The 20,984-nt window shown below is 71.1% G+C and carries 24 protein-coding genes and 1 tRNA gene; 10 read left to right on the top strand and 15 right to left on the bottom strand.

What is annotated here, in order from left to right:
- Nucleotides 1–21: 21 nt before the first annotated feature.
- Entirely contained in the window at nucleotides 22–447 is a 426-nt protein-coding gene (gene mscL / locus AIIKEEIJ_RS03890; RefSeq protein ID WP_072634607.1) for a large conductance mechanosensitive channel protein MscL, read from the bottom strand.
- Nucleotides 448–541: 94 nt separating this feature from the next.
- On the opposite strand from mscL (AIIKEEIJ_RS03890), the gene arsC reads away from it, so the two are divergent.
- Entirely contained in the window at nucleotides 542–889 is a 348-nt protein-coding gene (gene arsC, locus AIIKEEIJ_RS03885) for an arsenate reductase (glutaredoxin) (RefSeq protein ID WP_006944940.1), read from the top strand.
- A gap of 34 nt (nucleotides 890–923) precedes the next feature.
- On the opposite strand, the gene AIIKEEIJ_RS03880 is transcribed toward arsC, so the two are convergent.
- Entirely contained in the window at nucleotides 924–2,129 is a 1,206-nt protein-coding gene (locus tag AIIKEEIJ_RS03880; protein WP_161994974.1) for an arginine deiminase, read from the bottom strand.
- A gap of 116 nt (nucleotides 2,130–2,245) precedes the next feature.
- Here AIIKEEIJ_RS03880 and AIIKEEIJ_RS03875 point away from each other — a divergent pair, with 116 nt between their 5' ends.
- Nucleotides 2,246–2,713: a heme-binding beta-barrel domain-containing protein gene (locus AIIKEEIJ_RS03875; protein ID WP_161994973.1), complete on the top strand. Its 468-nt coding sequence runs from the start codon at nucleotides 2,246–2,248 to the stop codon at nucleotides 2,711–2,713.
- A gap of 4 nt (nucleotides 2,714–2,717) precedes the next feature.
- Here the strand turns inward: AIIKEEIJ_RS03875 and AIIKEEIJ_RS03870 are convergent, their stop codons facing one another.
- Together AIIKEEIJ_RS03870 and AIIKEEIJ_RS03865 are read right to left on the bottom strand one after the other, a co-directional pair.
- On the bottom strand, nucleotides 2,718–3,335 hold the full coding sequence (locus AIIKEEIJ_RS03870; protein ID WP_161994972.1) for a response regulator: 618 nt from the start codon (nucleotides 3,333–3,335) through the stop codon (nucleotides 2,718–2,720).
- Nucleotides 3,332–4,513, bottom strand: coding sequence for a histidine kinase (locus AIIKEEIJ_RS03865; protein WP_202916541.1), 1,182 nt, complete (start codon nucleotides 4,511–4,513; stop codon nucleotides 3,332–3,334). Before AIIKEEIJ_RS03865 ends, AIIKEEIJ_RS03870 begins: the two co-directional genes overlap by 4 nt.
- A gap of 112 nt (nucleotides 4,514–4,625) precedes the next feature.
- Between AIIKEEIJ_RS03865 and AIIKEEIJ_RS03860 the strand changes: the two genes are divergently transcribed.
- Nucleotides 4,626–5,696, top strand: a complete 1,071-nt coding sequence (locus AIIKEEIJ_RS03860; RefSeq protein WP_161994971.1) for an FtsX-like permease family protein — start codon at nucleotides 4,626–4,628, stop codon at nucleotides 5,694–5,696.
- A gap of 131 nt (nucleotides 5,697–5,827) precedes the next feature.
- The gene (locus AIIKEEIJ_RS03855; RefSeq protein WP_161994970.1) at nucleotides 5,828–6,490 is read left to right on the top strand and encodes an ATP-binding cassette domain-containing protein; all 663 of its coding nucleotides are present in this window, start codon (nucleotides 5,828–5,830) and stop codon (nucleotides 6,488–6,490) included.
- Between the two features lie 3 nt (nucleotides 6,491–6,493).
- On the opposite strand, the gene AIIKEEIJ_RS03850 is transcribed toward AIIKEEIJ_RS03855, so the two are convergent.
- The 3 genes from AIIKEEIJ_RS03850 to AIIKEEIJ_RS03840 form a co-directional block, all read right to left on the bottom strand.
- Complete coding sequence (locus tag AIIKEEIJ_RS03850) at nucleotides 6,494–7,354, bottom strand: SDR family oxidoreductase (RefSeq protein WP_006944952.1); 861 nt, start codon at nucleotides 7,352–7,354, stop codon at nucleotides 6,494–6,496.
- A 176-nt stretch (nucleotides 7,355–7,530) separates the two neighbouring features.
- The gene (locus AIIKEEIJ_RS03845; RefSeq protein WP_006944955.1) at nucleotides 7,531–7,674 is read right to left on the bottom strand and encodes a hypothetical protein; all 144 of its coding nucleotides are present in this window, start codon (nucleotides 7,672–7,674) and stop codon (nucleotides 7,531–7,533) included.
- Nucleotides 7,675–7,784: 110 nt separating this feature from the next.
- Nucleotides 7,785–7,860 (bottom strand) — tRNA-Ala (locus AIIKEEIJ_RS03840).
- A gap of 99 nt (nucleotides 7,861–7,959) precedes the next feature.
- Between AIIKEEIJ_RS03840 and AIIKEEIJ_RS33585 the strand changes: the two genes are divergently transcribed.
- Both AIIKEEIJ_RS33585 and AIIKEEIJ_RS03830 read left to right on the top strand, forming a co-directional pair.
- Complete coding sequence (locus tag AIIKEEIJ_RS33585; RefSeq protein ID WP_338020898.1) at nucleotides 7,960–9,609, top strand: LuxR family transcriptional regulator; 1,650 nt, start codon at nucleotides 7,960–7,962, stop codon at nucleotides 9,607–9,609.
- Entirely contained in the window at nucleotides 9,606–10,397 is a 792-nt protein-coding gene (locus tag AIIKEEIJ_RS03830; protein ID WP_006944958.1) for a class I SAM-dependent methyltransferase, read from the top strand. The genes AIIKEEIJ_RS33585 and AIIKEEIJ_RS03830 overlap by 4 nt, the downstream gene beginning before the upstream one ends.
- An 84-nt stretch (nucleotides 10,398–10,481) precedes the next feature.
- Here the strand turns inward: AIIKEEIJ_RS03830 and sepX are convergent, their stop codons facing one another.
- The 4 genes from sepX to AIIKEEIJ_RS03810 form a co-directional block, all read right to left on the bottom strand.
- The gene (sepX, locus tag AIIKEEIJ_RS03825) at nucleotides 10,482–11,336 is read right to left on the bottom strand and encodes a divisome protein SepX/GlpR (RefSeq protein WP_161994969.1); all 855 of its coding nucleotides are present in this window, start codon (nucleotides 11,334–11,336) and stop codon (nucleotides 10,482–10,484) included.
- A gap of 225 nt (nucleotides 11,337–11,561) precedes the next feature.
- Nucleotides 11,562–12,197 (bottom strand): GNAT family N-acetyltransferase, encoded by a 636-nt coding sequence (locus tag AIIKEEIJ_RS03820; protein WP_006944963.1) that lies wholly within the window; start codon nucleotides 12,195–12,197, stop codon nucleotides 11,562–11,564.
- The gene (gene glp, locus AIIKEEIJ_RS03815; protein WP_161994968.1) at nucleotides 12,197–13,456 is read right to left on the bottom strand and encodes a molybdotransferase-like divisome protein Glp; all 1,260 of its coding nucleotides are present in this window, start codon (nucleotides 13,454–13,456) and stop codon (nucleotides 12,197–12,199) included. The genes AIIKEEIJ_RS03820 and glp overlap by 1 nt, the downstream gene beginning before the upstream one ends.
- 32 nt (nucleotides 13,457–13,488) lie before the next feature.
- The gene (locus AIIKEEIJ_RS03810; RefSeq protein WP_006944965.1) at nucleotides 13,489–14,400 is read right to left on the bottom strand and encodes a UTP--glucose-1-phosphate uridylyltransferase; all 912 of its coding nucleotides are present in this window, start codon (nucleotides 14,398–14,400) and stop codon (nucleotides 13,489–13,491) included.
- Between the two features lie 62 nt (nucleotides 14,401–14,462).
- On the opposite strand from AIIKEEIJ_RS03810, the gene AIIKEEIJ_RS03805 reads away from it, so the two are divergent.
- The 4 genes from AIIKEEIJ_RS03805 to mscL (AIIKEEIJ_RS03790) all read left to right on the top strand — a co-directional run bounded on the left by AIIKEEIJ_RS03805 (nucleotide 14,463) and on the right by mscL (AIIKEEIJ_RS03790) (nucleotide 16,762).
- Nucleotides 14,463–15,068, top strand: a complete 606-nt coding sequence (locus AIIKEEIJ_RS03805) for a 5-formyltetrahydrofolate cyclo-ligase (RefSeq protein WP_006944966.1) — start codon at nucleotides 14,463–14,465, stop codon at nucleotides 15,066–15,068.
- A gap of 69 nt (nucleotides 15,069–15,137) precedes the next feature.
- Nucleotides 15,138–15,437, top strand: coding sequence for an FmdB family zinc ribbon protein (locus AIIKEEIJ_RS03800; protein WP_006944967.1), 300 nt, complete (start codon nucleotides 15,138–15,140; stop codon nucleotides 15,435–15,437).
- A gap of 98 nt (nucleotides 15,438–15,535) precedes the next feature.
- Nucleotides 15,536–16,234, top strand: a complete 699-nt coding sequence (locus AIIKEEIJ_RS03795) for an RcpC/CpaB family pilus assembly protein (RefSeq protein WP_161994967.1) — start codon at nucleotides 15,536–15,538, stop codon at nucleotides 16,232–16,234.
- A 96-nt stretch (nucleotides 16,235–16,330) separates the two neighbouring features.
- Entirely contained in the window at nucleotides 16,331–16,762 is a 432-nt protein-coding gene (mscL, locus tag AIIKEEIJ_RS03790; protein ID WP_050034763.1) for a large conductance mechanosensitive channel protein MscL, read from the top strand.
- 90 nt (nucleotides 16,763–16,852) lie between these two features.
- Here the strand turns inward: mscL (AIIKEEIJ_RS03790) and AIIKEEIJ_RS03785 are convergent, their stop codons facing one another.
- The 4 genes from AIIKEEIJ_RS03785 to AIIKEEIJ_RS03770 all read right to left on the bottom strand — a co-directional run bounded on the left by AIIKEEIJ_RS03785 (nucleotide 16,853) and on the right by AIIKEEIJ_RS03770 (nucleotide 20,948).
- The gene (locus tag AIIKEEIJ_RS03785; protein ID WP_050034762.1) at nucleotides 16,853–17,488 is read right to left on the bottom strand and encodes an MspA family porin; all 636 of its coding nucleotides are present in this window, start codon (nucleotides 17,486–17,488) and stop codon (nucleotides 16,853–16,855) included.
- 51 nt (nucleotides 17,489–17,539) lie between these two features.
- Entirely contained in the window at nucleotides 17,540–18,331 is a 792-nt protein-coding gene (locus AIIKEEIJ_RS03780) for an MspA family porin (protein ID WP_161994966.1), read from the bottom strand.
- A 794-nt stretch (nucleotides 18,332–19,125) separates the two neighbouring features.
- A complete protein-coding gene (locus AIIKEEIJ_RS03775; RefSeq protein ID WP_029542037.1) occupies nucleotides 19,126–19,623 on the bottom strand; it encodes a MogA/MoaB family molybdenum cofactor biosynthesis protein in 498 nt (165 codons plus the stop codon).
- Between the two features lie 71 nt (nucleotides 19,624–19,694).
- On the bottom strand, nucleotides 19,695–20,948 hold the full coding sequence (locus AIIKEEIJ_RS03770; protein ID WP_161994965.1) for a trypsin-like peptidase domain-containing protein: 1,254 nt from the start codon (nucleotides 20,946–20,948) through the stop codon (nucleotides 19,695–19,697).
- Between the last annotated feature and the right edge of the window lie 36 nt (nucleotides 20,949–20,984).

The raw sequence follows: 20,984 nt of genomic DNA, 5'->3' as shown, positions 1-20,984 counted from the left end.
CGCGGGTTCCACAACACTCTCTCAGACCCGCGCCCTGTCCTCGTCGGCGTCCGCGGCGCGGGGGTAGCTGCCGGTCTCGAGCAGGTCGCGGATCTGGATCAGCAGGTCGGTCTCGCTCAGCGGCTTGTCGCCCTCCTCCTTGGGGGCGAACCGGGCCTTGGCGGTGTTCACCGGCAGGATCAGCACGAAGTAGACGACCGCGGCGATCAACAGGAAGTTGATCACCGCCGACACCACGGCACCGATGTTGACGAACGTCTCCGGGCTCGAGGTGATCTGGAATCCCCAGCCGTACTCGTTCGCGCCGCCCACCGAGGCCACGAGCGGGTTGACGATGTGGTTGGTGAAGGCGGTGACGATGGCCGTGAACGCGGCACCGACGACCACCGCGACGGCGAGCTCGACCACGTTCCCGCGCAGCAGAAAATCCCGGAATCCCTTCAGCACGACACCTCTCCTGTCCCTCGCCGACGCCGGACGATGGTAGAGACCGGCCGCGCCGCACTCAACCGGAGCGGGTGCGGCACGGCAGAATGTGGCCATGGCAACGACCGCGACGATCTACCACAACCCCCGGTGCAGCACGTCCCGCAACACCCTGAAGGTGCTGCAGGAGGCGGGCCTCGAGCCGACCGTCGTCAAGTACCTCGAGACCCCGCCGTCGCGCGACGGGCTGCGCAAGCTGCTCGACGACGCAGGACTCGTGCCGAGCCAGGCGATCCGGCGGAAGGAGGCACTGTTCGCGGAGCTGAACCTGGCGGACGCCTCCGAGGACGAGCTGCTCGACGCGATGGTGAAGCACCCGATCCTCATCGAGCGGCCGATCGTGGTCACCGACAAGGGCACCGTGCTCGCCCGCCCGGTGGAGAAGGTGCGCGAGATCCTCTAGGGTCCTGCCCGCTCGCCCGCGCCGGACGCGCCGGTCAGCCGCGGGCGAGCGGGCAGGACATGCAGCGCGGCCCGCCGCGTCCGGAGCCCAGTTCGGACCCGGCGATCCGCAGCACCTCGATGCCCGCGTCCTCGAGGCGGGTGTTGGTCTCGATGTTGCGTTCGTAGGCGACCACCACGCCGGGCGCGAGGGCGAGGGTGTTGTTGCCGTCGTCCCACTGTTCACGCTCGGCGACGACCGGATCGAGGCCGGTGTCGATGACGCGGAGCTTCTCGATGCCCATCGCGTCGGCGGCCGCCTCGAGGAACCCGCGCGGCCCGCCGATCCGGACGTCGCCGTTCTCCCGGCGCAGAGTGAAGGCCTGCAACGTTTCCCGCACCGCGGGGTACATCACCACGGCGTCGACGTCCACCATGGTGCACACGGTGTCCAGATGCATCGAGGCCCGCTGCTGCGCGATCGGCACCGCCAGCACGGTGTGCGCGAGACCGTCCTCGAAGACGCTGCGCGCCAACGCTTCCGCACCCGCCGGTGTCGTGCGCTCCCCCACGCCCACGGCCACGACTCCCGGGCCGAGCAGCAGCACGTCGCCGCCCTCGACCGGCGCCGTGTGCGATTCGTAGGCGCGGCGCACCCCCAGGAACCGCGGGTGGAACGCGTAGATCAGGTCGGTGATCGAGGCCTCCCGGCGCCGGGCCGGCAGTGCCAGGGTGGGGATCGCGACCCGCGGGCCGATCCAGAACGACGAGTCGCGGGTGAACAGCAGGTTCGGCAGCGGCTCGATCACGAAGTCGGCTCCGTGATGCATCAACCGCACCAGCGACGGCGCGGCTCCGAGGCCCGCGACGGGCAGTTCGTCGAACGTCATGCCCGCGACGAGGACGCGGGTGAGATCCGCGGCGGACATCGCGCGCAGGTGCGCGGCGAGTTCCTGCGCCAGCCCGTGCCCGAGCCGGCGCGGATCCACCGCGGACGACACCCCCTGGACGCGGGCGGCCCCGCTGACCTCGAGGGTCTCGGTGAGCAGGTCGGACAGGAGCAGCACCTCCACCCCCCGCCCGCACAGCAGGTCGACGAACGCGTCGTGTTCCTCCTGCGCCCGCGCCACCCACGGCAACGCGTCGAACAGCAGCTGGTCGTTGTTGCGGGGAGTCAGGCGTTCGAGCTCCGCGCCCGGCCGGTGCATCAGCACCGCCCGCAGCGACCCCACCTCGGAATCCACACCCAGCTGAGCGTTCATGAATAAGACCGTAATGCCGTGGGGCGCCGCGCGGCGCGCCGAAACTCCGCGAAGCCGGCCGGGCGCCCGCCCGGCGATGGCAGGATCGACGGTGCCCGACGACCGAGGAGACCCACATGACCGACACCGGCCCGCTCGGTGATCTCGCCGCCTTCGCCGGCCGCTGGGTGGGGGGCGGCGAAGGCCACTACCCCACCATCGAGGACTTCACCTACAACGAGACCATCGAGTTCACCCCCACTCCGGGCAAGCCGTTCCTGATGTACGTCAGCCGCACGAAGAACCCGGGCACCGGTCAGCCGATGCACACCGAGAACGGATACCTCCGTCTCGCCGATCACGAGGTGGAGCTGCTCGTCTCCCAGCCGACCGGGTTCGTGGAGATCCAGCGGTCGCGGCTCACCCACGGCGTCCTCGACTTCACCACCGTGCACCTCGAGCGCTCTCCCCACGCGAAGCCGGTGCACGAGCTGCGGCGGCGGCTCGTCCTCGACGGCGACGAACTGTCCTACGACCTGTGGATGGCGCACGCCCAGACCCCGCTCACCCACCACCTGCACGCCCGGCTGCGACGCGCCGGATAACCGTTCACAGCAGGCCGCGCTCGCGCGCCGCCGCGACCGCCGCGATGCGCGAGTCCACGCCCAGCTTCGAGAAGGCATGCACCAGATGGGACTTGACGGTGGCCTCGCTCACGAACAGTTCCTTGGCGACGGCCCGGTTGGAGAGCCCCCGCGCCACCGCGCCGAGCACCTCGATCTCGCGGGCGCTCAGCTCCACCCGCGGCGTCTGCATGCTGCGGTAGAGCCGTTGCGCCACACCGGGATCCAGCACGGTTTCGCCCCGGGCAGCCCGGGCCACCGCGTCGACGAGCACGGCCGGGTCGGCATCCTTGAGCAGATACCCGGCCGCCCCCGCCTCGACCGCGCGCAGGATGTCGGAGTCGGTGTCGTAGGTCGTCAGCACCAGCACCTTCGGCGGATCCGGCGCGGAAGCCAGTTCGGCCGTCGCCTGCGCCCCGTCCATCCCGGGCCCGAGCCGCAGGTCCATCAGCACCACGTCCGGGCGGTGCGCCGCGTTCTGCGCGACGGCCTCCCGACCGGACGCAGCCTCGGCCACCACCTCGAGCCCGGGCTCCGACGCGAGGAGGGCACGCAGCCCCGCCCGCACGACGGGATGGTCGTCGACGAGCAGTACCCGGATCACGGCAGCACCCGCACGGGAAGCGTTGCCGCCACGGCGGTTCCATCGCCCGGCGCCGACTCGAGGAACACCGTGCCGCCCAGCTCGGCGAGCCGCTCCCGCATGGCGGTGAGCCCGAACCCACCGCCCGAGCCCGCGTCGCGGACGTCGAAGCCGACGCCGTCGTCGACCACGTCGAGCCGGACCTCGTCCGGGGTGTAGGCGAGGGTGACCCGCACGCGGCGCGCGTGGGCGTGCAGCCGGACGTTCGCCAGCGCGCTCTGCGCCACCCGCAGCAGCGCGACGTCGAATCCCGTGGGCAGCGGCAACGGTTCACCGTCCACGCGCAGTTCCGCGTCGATGCCGGTGTCGGCACGCAACCGGTCCAGGATGCGGCCGAGGGCCGCCGCGAGCGGCGCATCGTCGAGATCGGACGGTCGCAGCTGGTCGACGACCCGGCGGGCCTCGACGAGATTGCGCCGTGCCGTCTCCTCGATCCGGCCGAGCAGCGCCGCGGTGTCGTCGCCGGCCCGCAGCCCGGCGCGGGCGAGCAGCAGGATCGACGAGAAGCCCTGGGCGAGGGTGTCGTGGATGTCGCGGGCCAGCCGGGCCCGCTCGGCGGCGGCACCGGTCTCCCGCTGCAACCGCACCAGCTCGTCCTGGGCGTCGAGCAGTTCGCGGTGTGCCTCGGTGAGCTCGGCGAGCAGCGCGTCGCGCTGCTCGGCGTCGCGCACGAGCTGCCGGTAGATCAGGGCCGTGCCGGACGCGACGAGCGCCCCGAACAACGGGCCGACGACGGCGGCCGTGGCGTTGGCCGTGCCGTGGCCCAGGCTCGCGGCGATCGCGACCGCCGTCAGAGCCGCCGTCGCGGCGAACGCGGCGATCGTGGGCAGCAGGTGGAAGCACAGGAAGAACAGCGCGAAGGCGAGCCACACGAAATCCGGTGCGAGCACCACCAGCGCCAGCCAGCCGGCCAGCAGCACCGCCAGCCAGATCCCGCCGCGGGACCCGCGCCGGGCGAACCACAGCCCCGAGATGTACCAGGCGAATTCGGCGCCCGCGAGGACCAGCACCCCCGGGGTGCCGCCGCCGCGCAGCACCCCGACGAGCAGCAGCAGTACGAACAGCGCGTGCTGGCCCAGCTGCATCGCACGCAGCACCGGGACCGTCCCCTCGGGGCGGTGCTGTCGGGCGGTCTGCATTTCACCGACGCTAACACCGCCGCGCACGCCGCCGCCTCCCACTTTCGATTGATCCGGGAACCCATCCACCGAGCGATGCGCCGGCATCGCCGCACCGGGCACCGTGGAACTCATGTTCCTCGCACTGCGCGATCTGCGCTTCGCCACGGGGCGCTTCGCCGTCATGTCGGCGGTGCTCGTCCTGGTCTCGTTTCTCGTCGTCATGCTCTCCGGCCTCACCGCGGGCCTGGGCAACCAGTCGATCGCCGCGATCCGCGGCATCGGCGCCGATCACTTCGCCCTCGACGGCGGTGACACCGATCCGTCCGACCTGTCGTTCGGGGAGTCCACCGTCACGGACGCGCAGCGCACCGCCCTCGCCGCGCAACCCGGCGTGACCGACACCGCCGTGCTTGGCGTTGCCCCCGGACGCGTCGGTGCGGGCGGGCGCGAGGTGATGGCGGCACTGTTCGGGGTCGCTCCCGGTTCCTTCGCGGCACCGGCGGCCCTGCGCCCGGCGACGGCGGCGGTCGACGCGCAACTCGCCACCGACAACGGCTGGACGCCGGGCACCGTCCTGACCGTCGGCGGGCGGGAGGTCACCCTCACCGCTCTCGTCGAGGACTCCTACTACAGCCATCAGCCCGTGGTGTGGCTCGACCTCGGCACCTGGCGCGAACTCCCCGCGACGGCCGGCGCCGACGGGACGGTGATCGCGCTGCGGACCGGTCCCGGGTTCGACACGGCGGCGGCCGCGGCCGCGACCGGCACGAGCGTCCTCGACACGTCCGCGACCCTGAACACCGTCGGCTCGTACACCTCCGAACGCGGGTCGCTGCTGCTGATGCAGGGCATGCTGCTCGTCGTCGGCGCCCTCGTGGTGGGTGCGTTCTTCACGGTGTGGACGGTCCACCGCAGCCGGGACATCGCGGTGCTGCGCGCGGTCGGCGCCTCCACCTCCTACCTGCTGCGCGACGCCCTCGGACAGGCCGCGGTGGTGCTCGTGCTCGGCACCGGCCTGGGCACCGTCGCCGCGACAGCCGCGGGAGCAGCCGCAGCCACCGTCGTGCCGTTCACGCTGAGCGTGGCCACGACCGTGCTGCCGTTCGTCGCGCTGGTCGGGGTCGGCCTCCTCGGGGCCGCGGCGGCCGTCGCACGCATCGGCTCCGTCGACCCGCTCACCGCGCTCGCCGCGGCCCACTGAGCTGTTCGAGACACCGACGCTGTTCGAGACACCGACGCTGTTCGAGACACCGACGCTGTTCGAGACACCGACGCTGTTCGAGACACCGACGCTGTTCGAAAGACACCGACCCGTTCGAGAAAGGCACCACCATGAGCGTGCGGCTCACCGACATCGTCCTCACCTATCCCGACGGCGACGCCACGCTGCGCGTCCTCGACGGCCTGGACTTCCACGCCGAGCCCGGCGAGACGGTCGCCGTCACCGGTCCGTCCGGATCCGGCAAGTCGAGCCTGCTGGCCGTCGCGGGGCTGCTCACCGTGCCCGACTCCGGGCGGGTCGTCCTCGACGGCGTGGACACCACGGGCCTCGACGCGGCGGCCCGCACGCGGCTGCGGCGCGAACGGATCGGCTTCGTGTTCCAGCAGGCGAATCTGCTTCCCTCGCTGACCGCCACCGAACAGCTCTCGCTGATCGCGCACCTGAGCGGGCGCCGGCTCGACCGGGCCCGCGCCCGCGACCTGCTCGTCGCGGTGGGCCTGACGCAGCAGGCCGACCGCCGCCCGCACCAGCTCTCCGGCGGGCAGCGGCAGCGGGTCGCGATCGCCCGGAGCCTGGTCAACGATCCGGCGGTGCTGCTGGTCGACGAGCCGACTTCGGCGCTGGACGCCGAGCGCAGCCGGGAGATCGTCGAGCTGCTCGAACGGATGGCACGCGAACGCGACGTCGCCGTCGTGATGGTCACGCACGATCGGGAGGCGCTGCGGGCGGGAACACGGCTGCGCGAGTTCGCCCTCGACAAGACGCCCGCCTGAGCGTCACCGGCGGGTACGCACCGCCTCGAGCGTGCGGGAGAAGTAGTTGTTGGCGAGCTGCATCACCACGTTGTACGGAGGCGCGAACTTGCGGGCCCACCAGTAACCGAAGCGCACGTCGAACGACGTGTACACCAGGAAACGGTTCTTCCGGATCCCGGCGAGGATGCACCCGGCGACCTTCTCCGGCGACGCGGCGTGCCGCTCGAACCGCGAGGTGAGCTTTCGGGCAGCCGGATGGTCGCGGTCCACGCCGACGATCTGCACCGAGTTCACCAGCGGGGTACGCACAGCGCCGGGCACGACGAGCGAGACCCCGATGCGGTGCCGGTGCAGGTCGAAGCGCAGCACCTCGGAGACTCCGCGCAGGCCGAACTTGCTCGCGCTGTACGCCGCGTGCCACGGCAGGGCCAGCAGGCCCGCCGCGGAGGAGACGTTGACGAGGTGCCCGCCGCGGCCGGCCTCGATCATGGGGGGCACGAAGTTCTCGATGACGTGGATCGGGCCCATCAGGTTGACGTCGACCATCTGCTTCCAGTGGCGGTGCTCGAGGGCGTCGACCGTGCCCCACACCGACGTTCCGGCGACGTTGGCGACCACGTCGAGGGCGCCGGCGCGGTCGTGGACGTCGGCGGCGAAGGCGGTGACCGCGTCGTAGTCGGAGATGTCGAGGGCGGCGGCGTGCAGCACCGACCCACCCCCTTCGCGCACCGTCCGCACCGTGTCGTCGAGACCGTCGGCGGCGAGGTCGGTGAGCACCAGTTCGGCACCCTCCGCGGCGGCGGCCAGGGCCAGCGCCCGGCCGATGCCGCTGGCCGCCCCGGTCACGAGGAACTTCCGGCCCCGCAGGTCCTTGATCGCCATCTCCGCCCCCGATTCGTCGTGTGCGGGTCACCTTAGCGCGGCGCGATCCGCCGCGGCGCCGCGCGGGCGCCGCGGTGAGAGCGAGGGGCTGAGGGCGTATGGGACCGCCGGCCGCGCGCTCGACAGTGCGTGTGCGCGACGAATGCGCGCGGGCGGCACCGATGCGCGCGGACGGCTCAGAGGCGCTGGGCCATCTCCTCCTGGTACTTGCGGATCGTCTCCTCGATGCCGTCGGCGTCGGCCTCGCGCCCTTCGCTGCGAGCGCTGTCGGCACGTTCGCGGAGCACTCGAATAGCGCGCCGCAGTTCGTCGTCACTCATTCTGTGTTCCATGTCACACAGTCTCCCCGACCGCGGGCCGGTTCGGCCGGCAATCGGCGGCACGGCATCGACGACGAAGGGCGCCTCCCTGTCCGGGAGACGCCCTTCGGTGGTGGAGCTGAGGGGAATCGAACCCCTGACCTCTTCGATGCGAACGAAGCGCGCTACCAACTGCGCCACAGCCCCGCAGGTTCCGTTCGGAACCGCTCGCAAACTGTAGCAAACGTGCGAGCCGGAGACGAAATTGCGGTATCGGCACAGGTCACGGCGGCGGACAATCGACATGTGGATGCAGTGCGCCTCCGCGGGGACCGGGCCCTGCGGGAGGGTCGGTGGGCCGCCGCGCTGGCCGACCTGACGTCGGTGGCGGCCGCGACCGACGATCCGGCGGCGTGGCTCGGCGTCGGCGAGGCGTCGTGGTGGCTCGGGCGCCTCGACGACAGCGTCGCCGCCTATCGCAGGGCCTACACGACGGCTCTCCGGAGCGGCGACCGAGAGAGTGCGGTTCGCTGCGCGGCGTGGCTGAGCATCAGCTACACGTCCGATTTCGGCAACCGGTCGGTGGCCCACGGTTGGGTCCGCCGGGCGCAGCGACTGCTGCCCGAGGGTGCACCGGGCGCGTTGCACGCCCTGGTGTGGGTGGCACACGCCCACCGCCTGCTCCCGGACGCCGCAGCGGCCGGACCGTGGGCGGCGCGCGCCCTGGACGCCGCACACCGATGCGGCGACCGGGATCTCGAACTGGTGGCACTCGCCCAGTCCGGTCACGTGGCTGTGGCCCGGGGCGACCTGGAACCCGGATTCGCGCTGCTGGACGAGGCCGCGGCGGCCGCTCTGGGCGATGCGGACCGCCGATTCGACACCGTCGTGTTCGTCTGCTGCGACATGCTGGGCGCGTGTGCGCTCGCCGGCGACACCCGTCGCGCCGACGAGTGGTGCCGCGTCGCCGAGGACTTCACCTCCCGCTGGGGGTGTCCCTTCCTGTACGTCGAGTGCCGCACCCTCTACGGGGCATTGCTGCTCACCGCGGGCCGTTGGGCGGAGGCGGACCGGCTCCTGACGGCGGTTCTCACGCTCGACGAGAAGGTCTGCCCCGCCGTCCACGCGCGCGCCGTCGCGGCCCTCGCCACGCTCCGGGTCCGGCAGGGGCGGCTCGACGAGGCCCGGGCGATGCTGGACCGATCCCGCCGCCCGACCACGGAATTGGACACCGCCCGCGCCGAGGTCGCCCTCGCCGACGGCGATCCCGCAACCGCCCGGCGGCTGCTCGAACGTCACGGCACCACGTCCCTGCTGTGTGCCCGGGCCCAGGCGGCCACGGGCGACCTGAACGCGGCGACGACCACCGCGGCGGCGCTCGATCCCGACGGTCCCGAGGCGGTGGAGGCGTCGGCGCTGACTGCCGCGGCGCAGGGCTGCGTGGCGGCCGCCGTCGATGCCTTCGAGACGGCCGCCGCTCGCTGGGCGGACCGCTCGGCGCCGTTCGAGGAGGCCCGATGCCTGCTCGAACTGGCCGAGTCGGCGATGAACGACGATCCTGTCCTCGCGACCGCACGCGGGCGAACGGCGGTGACGATCTTCCGGGAACTCGGAGCCGTCGCCGCCGCGGACCGTTCCGCGGCCGTGTTGCGGCGTTTCGGGGTGCGCGGCCCCGGCATCCGCGCCACCACTCGCGCCGGCCCGGATCTCGACAGCGGCCTCACCCCCCGCGAACGCGAAGTACTGGACCTGCTCGCGAGGGGTTTGACGAATCCGGAGATCGCCGGCCGGCTGTTCGTCTCACGCAAGACGGTGGCGCACCACGTGAGCCACATCCTCCGCAAGCTCGGCGTGCGGAACCGCTCGGAGGCCGCCGCGTATGCCGCCGCCCACCCGGAAGATGGGTCACCTGCCCGATGCGCGGCACCCGGGCGCGGCGCCATCCTCGGTGTATGACGAACACAAGCGAGAACTTCGGGATTTCACCGGCGGCCGCGGAGGTGTACGAGTCACGCTTCGTACCCGCGATCTTCGCGCAGTGGGCGCCACGGCTGCTGGACCAGGCTGCGATCACGACGGGCACGCGGGTGCTGGACGTGGCATGCGGAACCGGGATCGTCGCGCGCGTAGCCGCCGACCGGGTAGGCCCGTCGGGACGGGTGGTCGGTGTCGATGCCAGTGAGGCCATGCTGGCGGTGGCACGTCGGTTGCGTCCCGACCTCGAATGGCACCGGGGTGACGCCGGCGCGCTGCCGTTCGCGGACGGTTCGTTCGATGCGGCGCTGTGCCAGATGGCGCTGATGTTCTTTCCCGATCGTGCACGGGCACTGCGCGAGATGCGCCGCGTGGCGACGGAGATGGTCGCCGTGTGTGTGCCGGCCGCGTTGGACGAGCAGCCGGCATACCGAGACTTCGTCGACGTCGCGGTGCGGCACGCCGGCCCGCCCGCGGCATCCCTCCTGGGCACCTACTGGAGTTGTGGGGACCGCGACGAACTACGGGGATGGTTCCGCGACGCCGGACTCACCGTCGATCGGTTCACTACGCACACCGGAAGCGCGCGGTTCCCGTCCGTGGATGCGATGGTGGCGACCGAGGTCGAGGGCAGCCCGTTGATCGAACGGCTCGACGCCGGAACGTACGAGGCGATCACCTCGGAGGCCCGAACGGTGCTGGCCCGGTTCACCGACCCGGACGGCTCGGTGTCGGCGCCTCTCGTGGCACACATCGTCACCGCGCGCTGAATACGCCCCGCTCCGAGCGAACGTATCGCCCGCTACCGCTGAGGAGATGAACGATACATTCGCTCGGCCCGAACGGATCGGTGACTACTCCCCGGAGGCCCGACGCACCGGGTAGTCGTCGGCGTCGTAACGGGGTTCGTACGTCTCGTGGGCGGGCTCGTCGTCCGTGTAGTGGTCCAGGTGCTCGAACACCGGGTCCTCGTCGTCCACCTCGAGCACCACCGCGCCGGGGCGTCGCAGCCGGGCCGGGACCAGCCGCAGCTCGTCGTCACTGTGTGACTCGACGCCGAGCCGCGAACGGTTCAGGCGCGCCATGCGACGGCGGCGGATCTCCTGCTCGACACGCACCTGACGACGGAGGTAGATCAGGTAGCCGGCGAGGGCAGCCGTCGCCACCGTGCACAGCCACCACAGGGCCGACGAGACGATGAGGGCGAGGGCGGCGGTGATGATCGCGGCGAACAGCAGGCCGAGCACGGTGCGCTGCCGGAACTCGTAGCGCGCGGCCCGGGCCATGGCGTCGGCCTGCGGGTCGAATCCGCCGCGTCCGCGGCGCTGGGGCACGAACTCCCGGGCGGGAGCCCGGTCGGGACGCTCCTCGAAGTCGATGTCGGTGTCGTGGTCGGTCTCGAGCTGTGTGTCCATGCGGTCCTCCGCTGGGTGGCGGTGTCTGCGGTCGTCCACCGTGCGGGCGCGACCGGAGTCGTCGCCGGCTGTGGGACGGGCGGAATCCCGACTCGGACGCCAGTGGGGGTCGGTGCGATGACCGGCGGCCGGCCCGCGCGGGGCGAGTGGCTCGTCGTCACCTCGGTGCAGGACCCGGGTTGCGAGTGCGGCGTCGGTCGTCTGGCGAATACGGGGGCGCTTCGTGACCAGCATGGGCACCAGAACGAACAACCACACGGCAACCAGCCCGATCCACAGGAGCGAGTTCGGCATTTCGGCGGCCCTCCTCCCAGTTGTCGCCTACCAGTCCGTCGACGCCACTGACCCCGTCAGGTTAGCGGCCCCGAAGCCGTCACCCGGACAGAAACGCCGACTCAAATGACTACAGCTGTCACACGAGTCACGCGAATCATGTGACACTCTCTTCACTCTAGTCACAGAGATATAGGACCGTGTGGGTATTACTACGCAGCGATGCACGTAATCTGCGTTACAAGATCAGGCCCAGGTGGCCCGGCCGCCCCGGATCAGCACATCGGACACGCTTCCGGGGACCTCCTCGACCGTCATCGCGACCAGCAGATGGTCGCGGAACCGCCCGTCGACGTCGAGGTAGCGCTGCAGCAGGCCCTCCTCCCGGAAGCCCACGTTGCGCAGGACCGCGCGGCTCGCGACGTTCTCCGGCCGCACCGTGGCCTCCACCCGGTGCAGTCCGGCCGGCCCGAAGCAGTGGTCGAGCCCCAGCGCCACCGCCGCCGTCGCCACGCCCAGACCGTTGACGTGCTTGGCCACCCAATACCCGATCCACGCCGACCGCAGCGCGCCGCGCACCACGTTGCCCACGGTGATCTGCCCGCAGAACTCGCCGTCGAGCTCGATCGCCATCGGCAGCATGTGGCCCCGGCGGGCCTCCGCCCGCAGGCTGCGGTACAGCCCCGGCCACACGGTGATGTGATGGCGCATCTCCCACGGCACGTCGCCGGTGGGTTCCCACGGCTCGAGATGCGCCCGGTCCCGGATCCGCAACCGGCTCCACGCCGCCGCGTCCCGCAGCCGGATCGGCCGCACCGTGACCAGGCCGCCGGCCACCCGCAGCGGGCCCAGCTCCGCCGGCCATCCCGGATGACGGGTCATCAGCCGCGCTGTCCGAGGAAGGCGACGTCCACCGGATCCCCGGTGCGCACCTCGGTCACCTCCGGCTCGATCAGCACCAGGCAGTTCGCCTCGGCCAGGGTCGCCAGCAGGTGCGACGACGCGCCCGCCGCCCCACCGAGCGCCTGGACCATGTACTCGCCGGTCGCCTCGTCGCGCATCAGCTGCCCCCGCAGGAATCCCTTGCGATCCGGGATCGAGGTGATCGGCGTGACGGTGCGGGCGGTGACGACACGGCGCATCGGCTGCCGGCGGCCGAGCGCGATACGGATCAGCGGCCGCACCATCACCTCGAACACGACCAGCGCGCTGACCGGGTTGCCCGGCAGCAGGAAGGTGGGAACCTCGTCGCGGCCGAGCTGGCCGAACCCCTGCACCGAGCCTGGGTGCATCGCCACCCGCTCCACTTCGAGCTTGCCGAGGTCCGACAACGCCTCGCGCACGTCCTCGAGCGCGCCGCCACCGACGGCCCCCGCGACGACGACGATCTCGGAGCGGATCAGCTGGCCCTCGACGACCTCCCGCAGGCGCTTCGGGTCGGTGCTGGCGATCCCCACGCGGTTGACGTCCGCGCCGGCGTCGCGGGCGGCCGCCGCGAGCGCATACGAGTTGACGTCGTACACCTGGCCGGGGCCCGGGGTGCGGTCCACGTCCACGAGTTCGCCGCCGATGGAGATCACCGAGAGCCGGGGACGCGGATGGACCAGCACCTTGTCGCGGCCGACCGCCGCGAGCAGCCCGACCTGGGCGGCCCCGATGATGGTGCCGGCCCGGACCGCGACGTCACCGGGCTGGACGTCGTCGCCGGCGCGGCGCACGTAGTCGCCGGTCCGGACGGGACGCAGGACCTTGATGCGCGCGCGGCCACCGTCGGTGCGGTCGAGCGGGAGGACGGCGTCGGCGAGGGTCGGCAGCGGCGCCCCGGTGTCCACCCGCACGGCCTGCCGTGGCTGCAGCCGGATCGGTTGACGCGAGCCGGCCGAGACCTCCCCCACCACGGGCAGGGTCAGCTCGATCGGCTCGCCGTCCTCGCCGGTCCGGTCGGTGCCCGCCCCCTGGACATCGACGCTGCGGACCGCGTAACCGTCGATCGCGGCCTGGTCGAAGCCGGGCAGTGGCCGCTCGGTGACCACTTCCTCCGCGCAGAGCAGCGCCTGGGCCTCGGAGATGGCGACCCGGACCGGCCGTGGCGCCACCGCCGCCGCCGTGACCCTGGCCTGTTGATCCTCGACCGACCGCATACCGCTTCTCGTCCTCCCGACCTGTCGCGCCGTCAGTGCTTCAGGCGCTCGACCAGCCACTCCCGCAGGGAGGGGCCGTACTCCTCGCTGTTCAACGCAGAGTCAACCGCAGCGCGCAGATAGCCGCCGGGATTTCCGAGGTCGTGTCGAGTGCCGCGATGCACCACCACATGCACGGGGTGACCCTCCTCGATGAGCAGGGCGATCGCATCGGTGAGCTGCAGTTCGCCGCCCGCACCGGGGGTGATCCGGCGCAGCGCGTCGAAGATCGCTCGATCGAGCAGATAGCGGCCGGCAGCGGCGAAGGTGGACGGCGCATCCTCGGGCGCCGGCTTCTCGACCATGCCGACGACCTTCAGCACGTCCGGGTTGACGGCGTCGGGCACCTCCTCGACGTCGAAGACGCCGTAGGCGCTCACCTGGTCCTTGGGCACGTCGATCGCGCACAGCACCGTGCCGCCGCGCTTGGCACGCACCCGCTGCATGGTCTCGAGGACGCCGCGCGGCAGCACGAGGTCGTCCGGGAGCAGCACCGCGATGGAGTCCTCGTCCGGATCGAGGGCGACCTCGGCACACGCGACGGCGTGCCCGAGCCCGAGCGGCTTCTCCTGCACCACCGACTCCACCTCGAGCAGGCCCGGCGCCTTGCGGACCTTCTCGAGCAGGTGGTACTTGCCGCTCTCCTTCAGCTTCGACTCGAGGACCAGGTCCTCGACGAAATGCGCGACGACGCCGTCCTTACCCGGAGCCGTCACGATCACCAGGCGCTCGGCACCCGAGTCCGCGGCCTCCCCCGCCACGAGCTCGATTCCGGGCGTGTCCACCACCGGAAGAAGTTCCTTCGGCACGGTCTTGGTCGCGGGCAGAAAGCGCGTACCGAGACCGGCTGCGGGAACCACCGCCGTCCGGAAGTGGCCGGCTTCACCGGTCGCTCTGTTCGTCATAAACACCCACCCTAACTTTCGGCTACCACCCGGTAGATACGTCAGATCCTAAGGTGGCGGATATGAGCGCACTCTCCAAGTCGGAATGGCGGGCCCGAATCGTTGCTGCGCGACGGGCCCGCAGCGACGGGGAGCGCCGCGGCGAGGACGACGCCCTCGCCGCGGCGGCACGGTCGCTGGCCCCCGCCCGGGCGACGGTCTGCGCGTACGTGCCGGTCGGTTCGGAACCCGGTGCGTTGTCCCTGCTCGACGCCCTGCGCGAGGCCGGAAACCGGGTGCTGCTCCCGCTCACCCGCCCGGACAGCACCCTGGACTGGGCGCAGTACACCGGCCCCGGCGCCCTCGCCCCCGCCGGGTACGGCCTGCTCGAACCCACCGGGCCGGCGCTGGGCCCGGAGGAGGTGCGGCGGGCGCACACCGTGGTGGTGCCGGCGCTCGCAGTGGACGAGCGCGGCGTGCGGCTCGGTCGCGGGGCCGGCTTCTACGACCGGACCCTGCACCTCGCCGCCGCCGACGCCGTCCTGGTCGCGGTGGTCCGGGACGACGAACTCGTGCCGGAGCTGCCGGAGGATCCCCACGACATCCGGATGGGCTGGGCCCTGACCCCCGGCCGCGGCCTGGTGCCGCTGAACGGGTCGCGCGACACCGGGAATAGAGCACCCAGGTAGCCACGTTGGCACTGTCGGCTGTAGAGTGCTAATGCTGCGGTCGCCAACCAATTCGCGGAGGATCCACCGGTGCCCACTTACTCCTATGCCTGTACGTCCTGCGACAACCGATTCGACATCGTGCAGTCGTTCACCGACGACGCCCTGACGGAATGCAACGAGTGCTCGGGCAAGCTGCGCAAGCTGTTCAATTCGGTCGGCATCGTCTTCAAGGGCAGCGGCTTCTACCGCACCGACTCCCGCGGCGGAGGCAGCACCGCCAGCGAGCCGGCCAAGTCCGACTCGTCGTCCGGCAGTTCGTCGAGCACCTCGTCGTCGGACTCCTCGTCGTCGAGCACCTCGTCGGCACCGGCCGCAGCCGCGAGCTGACACAGTTTCATCCACAGGCGGACGGTTCATCCACAGTCCGCCCGTGACCGGCACTTCACCGGGCCGGCGGGCACGGCCGAACTCGTAGGGTTCGGACCATGCCCGCCGGTCCGTTCTCGTTCCCGCCCCTGCGGAATCCGCTCGATCCCACCCTGCCCGACCGCCTCACGGCCCTGACACGGCCGGGCTGGGCGCGCACCGTCGCCGTCCGCCGCGCGATCGCGGCCGGTCTCGTCGGGGTCGCGGCGGTCTCCGCCCTCACCGGCGGCCCGTCGGGCGACCGGACCCCCACGGTCGTCGCCGCCCGCGACCTGCGGCCCGGGCAGACCCTCACCGCCGACGACGTCACCGTCGTCGAGCGCGACTCGTCCCAACTCCCGTCCGGGGCACTCACCGACCCCGCCGAGGCGATCGGCCACACCCTGGCAGGACCGGTGCCCGCCGGCGAAGCCCTCGTCGGGGTGCGGATGCTCGGGCCGCGGCTGGCGGCGTCCGCCACCGGCGACGCGGCGGCCCGGGTGGTCCCGGTGCGCCTGGCCGATCCCGGCGTCGGGGATCTGCTGCGCGAAGGCGACCTCGTCGACGTCCTCACCGTCGCCGAGGACGGCTCCCCGCCGTCGGGTGCGGCGCCGGAGGTGCGGGTGCTGGCCACGGGGGCGACCGTCGTGCTGGCCCAGGGAACGGACCGGACGAGCGACCGCGGCGAGAAGGTGGTCCTGCTCGCCCTGCCGCCCGAGCCGGCGACGGCTGTGGCTGCTGCATCGCTCGTGAGCGCGTTGACGGTGACCCTGCACTGATCCGGGCCGGGATCCGCATTCCGGACTTTGCGACATACCTACTGGTCTATGGTGCGACTGCGAGCATGACGACAAGACACGTCTAGGAGAAGCGCCATGTTGAAAGGCTTCAAGGACTTCCTGCTCCGCGGAAACGTACTCGACCTCGCTGTCGCGGTCGTCATCGGCACCGCGTTCACGGCCATCGTCACGGCCTTCACCAGCAACGTCATCGAACCCCTGATTGCCGCGCTCGGCGGCGACAACGAGATGGGCTGGGGCTTCCAGATCCTCGCGGACAATCCCGCCACCTTCGTCAACATCGGCGCGGTGGTGTCGGCGATCATCAATTTCGTCATCATCGCCGCCGTCGTCTACTTCGTGCTGATCCTCCCGGCGAACGCGGCCAAGAAGCGGTTCGCCACCGAGAGGGACGACACCAAGGCGAGCGCCGAGGATCTGCTCATCCAGATCCGCGACCTCCTCCAGGTGCAGTCCGGCCAGACCGGCGCACACGCCAAGCTGAGCCTCGAGGAGAGGGAACAGTAGGCGCAACCGTGCGACCGACGAAAAAGGTTGGGCCCGCTCGGAATTCCGAGCGGGCCCAACCCGTGTTCAGCCTGTCGGCAGGACGTCGTGTCAGACGGTCCAGGGCTTGCCGTAGGTGGTCACGTTGTCGCCGTTCGCGGTGATGGCGCGAACGAACGGACGGACCTGAACGGCGCCGATGACGCCGGAGGCGGTGCCGTGAACGTTCGAGAACTGCACGGACTTGAAGTCACCGTCGAACTCGCCCTCGGCGACGACGAGTTCCTCGATGCCCGGAGCCGGGGTCAACTCGAGCTCGGCGTAGGCCTGCGGGAGGATGTCGGTCACGGTGGCAACGGAATCCGAGCCGAGCTCCAGCTCGAGCTGCGGGGTGGAGTAGGTGACGCCGATGGCGCCGTCGATGCTGCCGGCCCACGCGAACTGGTAGCCGAACTGGAACGTGGTGCCCTCGGCGTCGGCAGCGGACTCACCGACGAGGTTCGCGGTGCCGCGGCCGTTGTGGAAGAACTCGCGGTTGAACGGGCTGCCACCCAGGGCCGGAACACCCTGGATGAAGGTGTCCTCCTGGGTCACCACGACCTCGTAGCCGTCCGTGGAGACGATCCGGTTCTGATCGTCGACCGCAGCCTGCGCGGAGCCGGTCGCACCGAGGACCAGGCCCAGGACAGCGGCACCGGACACCGCGGCGTTACGTGCGGCCTTGAAGCCACGCGACTTGATTCCCATGATTTCTCCGTATTTCTTGGTGGGGATTACTGCGGGGTGGGGCGAGCAGGACTAGATCGTCCAGACCTTGCCGTAGGTGGTGACGTTGTCGCCGTTCGCGGTGATCACGCGGACGAACGGGCGGACCGAGACCGCGCCGATGACGCCGGTGGCGGCACCATGAACGTTGGCGAACTGGACGGACTTGAAGTCGCCGTCGAACTCGCCCTCGGCGACGACGAGCTCCTCGATGCCCGGGGCCGGGGTCAGCTCGATGCCCGCGGTGAGCTGCGGAAGAATGCTCGAAACCGTGTGATCGACACTGTCGACCTCGAGGTCGCCACCACCTTCGATCTGCCGGAAGACAGGATTCCCTTCCGCGTCCTCGTCCTGGATGAACTCGGGCTCTTCGGACTCCGGATCCTCGGGATCGTAGGCAGAGTTCGGGATCATAACGGGCTCATAGGCGTCAGACCGAGAGATTCCGACCTCGGTCTCAAGCTCGGGGCTGGACCACGCGATGCCGATCGAGCCGTCGACAGCGGCGGACCACGCGAACTGGTAGCCGAACTGGAAGGTCGAGCCCTCGAAGTCCGCGGCGTCGGGGCCGACGATGTTGGCGATGCCACGGCCGTTGTGGAACCACTCGCGGCTGAGCGGGCTGCCCCCGATCGGGGGAACACCCTGGATGAAGGTGTCCTCCTGGGTCACGATGACCTCGTGGCCGTCCGACACGATCCGGTTCTGGTCGTCGACCACAGCGCCGGCGGTCCCGGTCGATCCCAGAACCAGGCCGAACACGGCGGCGGCGGCCACCGTGACGTTGCGGGCGGCCTTCACACCGCGTCGCGTCTGCATCTTCATGAATGCCTCATCCATTCTCTGCGTGCCGGGTCACGCACACGCGTCCGACAACTGCCCTGTCGCCCGCGAGGCATGCCACACCTGAGACACCGGCGAGCGTGCTCACCGGTGCCGACGTGTGCGTCATCCGCACGGTTGCGTTTCCGATTCGTGATGAAGACCGTCGCATTAGCTACCGATCTTGACCTGAGCGAACCAGGACAGAGACTAGACCGTGACCTCTGAAGCCAGCAACGGCTACGTCCCGGGGCGAGGCCTCGTCGAACCCGAAATTGTTTCGGCCCGATGAAACAATCGGTGCCATTTCAACGGACGCCCCGAAGGGGTTGCGGAGGCGCCGAAAACCGTCTCTCACCCATGAATAGAGCCGCATACCCCCTGGTGGCGGGTTCATGCAACGCCATGCGCCGCTGTGGCCGAATACATACTGCCGGTACTTCCGTGATGCGCGCCACCGAAAGCCGGGCGCGCGTCGGCCGCGACTCGCCGCGTTGCAGGGTTACGAGAAGGTTGCGGAATCCCACCGCTGAAATTAACGATTCGGCATCGGCCGACTTCTACAAGTGGGGTAGATCACATGTGGCCGTGGTGCGGCGGTACCTGCCGGCGCAGCCATTCTTCCGAGTCGGACGAATCGTCTCCCGGCGAGCGCTCGTCGCGGGTCGTGTCGGGGAGGACGTCGCCGAAGATGCGGCGGAGCCGAGCCCGGTCGATCCGGGCCCGGCTCGCGTCGTCGCGCCGTGGTGCGTCGTCCGACGACGCGCCGGACGCGCTCTCGTCCGTGCCGGTGATGGCTATCCCTCCACCCGCGACAGTTCCTCGATCACGTGCGAGGCGAGCGGCAGGAGCGTGGCCATGCCGTCGCGGATCGCCGCGCGCGAGGAGGCGAGGTTCGCGACCAACGTGGAGCCGGACAGGCCGACCAGACCGCGGGACAGACCGGCGTCCATCGCGCCGGCGGAGAAGCCGGACGAGCGCAGGGCCTCGCCGATCCCCGGGAGTTCCCGGTCGAGCACATCGGAGGTGGCGTCGGGCGTCACGTCGCGCGGCGACACCCCGGTGCCGCCGACGGAGATGACCAGGTCCACGCCGCCGATGACGGCGGTGTTGAGGGCGTTGCGGATCTCCACCTCGTCGGCCGACACCGTGACGACACCGTCCACGGCGAATCCCTCCTCTGCGAGGAGCTCGGTGACCAGGGGCCCGGCGGAGTCCGGGTTGTCGCCGTGCGCTACCCGGTCGTCCACGATCACCACGAGGGCTCGCCCAGTCCTGGGGGTTTCGAATTCCATGATGCCCACCGTAGTTGCCCTGTCCGTCGAACGAGCTGTATGTCCGAGAATGAACCCGGCGGCGTCTCTTCTCATCGGCCACCCGCCTCGGCCGCCGCGAGCTGCACGTCGACGGTCTTCTCGCTGCCACCCTGTGCGTCGGTGTAGGTGATGCGCACGGTGTCGCCGGGCGCGTACGAGCGGACCGCCGCGATCAGCGAGTCCCCGTCGGTGACGAGCCGGTCGTCGACCTTGGTGATGATCACGCCGCTCGGAATACCGGCCCGTTCCGCCGGCCCGCCGCCGGTGACCTCCATGACCCGAGCGCCGCGCACGTCGCTCTGCGACGGCACCTGGACGCCGATGACGGCGTGGGTCGCCTTGCCGGTGTCGACGAGTTCGTCGGCGATGCGGCGTGCCTGATCGACCGGGATCGCGAAGCCGAGGCCGATGGATCCGGACTGTCCGCCGGCCGTGGCGATCGCCGTGTTGACGCCGATCAGCTGGCCGTCCATGTTCACCAGCGCGCCGCCGGAGTTGCCGGGGTTGATCGCGGCGTCGGTCTGCAGCGCATCGATGACGGTGTTCTGGTTGCCGGTCTCCCCGCTGGTCGACACGGGCCGGTCCAGGGCCGAGACGATACCGGTGGTCACCGTGCTCTCGAGACCGAGCGGCGAGCCGACCGCCACCACCTGCTGGCCCACCTGCACGGCGTTCGAGTCGCCGAGCTCGATCGGGGTGAGGTCGATGCGGCCCTCCGCGCGGATCACGGCGATGTCGGAGATCGGGTCGGTGCCCACGATGGTCGCGGGGACCGAGCTGCCGTCGGAGAAGTACACCGTGAGCTGCGCGCCGGCGCCGCCCCCGGCGACGACGTGGTTGTTGGTGAGGATCAGGCCGTCGGAGGACAGGATCACGCCCGAGCCCTCGCCCTGCGCGGTGCGGCCGACCACCTCGATGCGCACGACGCTCGGTACGACCTTCTGCGCGACGGCCTGCACCGAACCGACGGGGGCGGCGGCGACGGTCGTCGTGGACGGCCGCGGCGCGTCGAGGGCGTTGGTGACGGCCGTGCCGCCGGTCGACTGCTGCGTGGTCCACGCGCCGACGGCGCCGCCGATCCCGCCGCTGACCAGCGCCAGCGCGACGGCGCCGAGGGCGAGCAGGCCCCGCGCCGATCGGGGTGAGCCCTGGGGCCCCGGCGCGGGCTGGGGCTGGGCGCCGAACGGCGCGGTGTGCCCGTACCCGGCATAGGGACCGGAGGGAGCCTGGTAGGGATTCGGCTGCTGCGGTGTCGGCTGGTGCGGCTCGGGGCGGCCGCCACCCGGTGTGGGGTCCTCGCTCATCTCATCGCTTTCGGTCTACACGGCCGCCGGGTCGGC

Source organism: Rhodococcus sp. YH1 (assembly GCF_009939605.1).
GTDB lineage: Bacteria > Actinomycetota > Actinomycetes > Mycobacteriales > Mycobacteriaceae > Rhodococcus > Rhodococcus aetherivorans.
This window is presented reverse-complemented; position numbering and strand designations above follow the sequence as displayed.

Bases quoted from the DNA above. Each gene is read 5' to 3' on its own strand.
- AIIKEEIJ_RS03805 (WP_006944966.1), top strand. From the start codon at position 14,463: ATGAGCGCACTCTCCAAGTCGGAATGGCGGGCCCGAATCGTTGCTGCG.
- AIIKEEIJ_RS03775 (WP_029542037.1), bottom strand. From the start codon at position 19,623: ATGGAATTCGAAACCCCCAGGACTGGGCGAGCCCTCGTGGTGATCGTG.
- arsC (WP_006944940.1), top strand. From the start codon at position 542: ATGGCAACGACCGCGACGATCTACCACAACCCCCGGTGCAGCACGTCC.
- mscL (WP_050034763.1), top strand. From the start codon at position 16,331: ATGTTGAAAGGCTTCAAGGACTTCCTGCTCCGCGGAAACGTACTCGAC.
- AIIKEEIJ_RS03865 (WP_202916541.1), bottom strand. From the start codon at position 4,513: ATGCAGACCGCCCGACAGCACCGCCCCGAGGGGACGGTCCCGGTGCTG.
- AIIKEEIJ_RS03810 (WP_006944965.1), bottom strand. From the start codon at position 14,400: ATGACGAACAGAGCGACCGGTGAAGCCGGCCACTTCCGGACGGCGGTG.
- AIIKEEIJ_RS03820 (WP_006944963.1), bottom strand. From the start codon at position 12,197: ATGACCCGTCATCCGGGATGGCCGGCGGAGCTGGGCCCGCTGCGGGTG.
- AIIKEEIJ_RS03855 (WP_161994970.1), top strand. From the start codon at position 5,828: ATGAGCGTGCGGCTCACCGACATCGTCCTCACCTATCCCGACGGCGAC.
- AIIKEEIJ_RS03860 (WP_161994971.1), top strand. From the start codon at position 4,626: ATGTTCCTCGCACTGCGCGATCTGCGCTTCGCCACGGGGCGCTTCGCC.
- AIIKEEIJ_RS03770 (WP_161994965.1), bottom strand. From the start codon at position 20,948: ATGAGCGAGGACCCCACACCGGGTGGCGGCCGCCCCGAGCCGCACCAG.
- AIIKEEIJ_RS03830 (WP_006944958.1), top strand. From the start codon at position 9,606: ATGACGAACACAAGCGAGAACTTCGGGATTTCACCGGCGGCCGCGGAG.
- sepX (WP_161994969.1), bottom strand. From the start codon at position 11,336: ATGCCGAACTCGCTCCTGTGGATCGGGCTGGTTGCCGTGTGGTTGTTC.
- AIIKEEIJ_RS03875 (WP_161994973.1), top strand. From the start codon at position 2,246: ATGACCGACACCGGCCCGCTCGGTGATCTCGCCGCCTTCGCCGGCCGC.
- AIIKEEIJ_RS03795 (WP_161994967.1), top strand. From the start codon at position 15,536: ATGCCCGCCGGTCCGTTCTCGTTCCCGCCCCTGCGGAATCCGCTCGAT.
- AIIKEEIJ_RS03850 (WP_006944952.1), bottom strand. From the start codon at position 7,354: ATGGCGATCAAGGACCTGCGGGGCCGGAAGTTCCTCGTGACCGGGGCG.
- AIIKEEIJ_RS03785 (WP_050034762.1), bottom strand. From the start codon at position 17,488: ATGGGAATCAAGTCGCGTGGCTTCAAGGCCGCACGTAACGCCGCGGTG.
- AIIKEEIJ_RS03880 (WP_161994974.1), bottom strand. From the start codon at position 2,129: ATGAACGCTCAGCTGGGTGTGGATTCCGAGGTGGGGTCGCTGCGGGCG.
- AIIKEEIJ_RS03780 (WP_161994966.1), bottom strand. From the start codon at position 18,331: ATGAAGATGCAGACGCGACGCGGTGTGAAGGCCGCCCGCAACGTCACG.
- AIIKEEIJ_RS03845 (WP_006944955.1), bottom strand. From the start codon at position 7,674: ATGAGTGACGACGAACTGCGGCGCGCTATTCGAGTGCTCCGCGAACGT.
- glp (WP_161994968.1), bottom strand. From the start codon at position 13,456: ATGCGGTCGGTCGAGGATCAACAGGCCAGGGTCACGGCGGCGGCGGTG.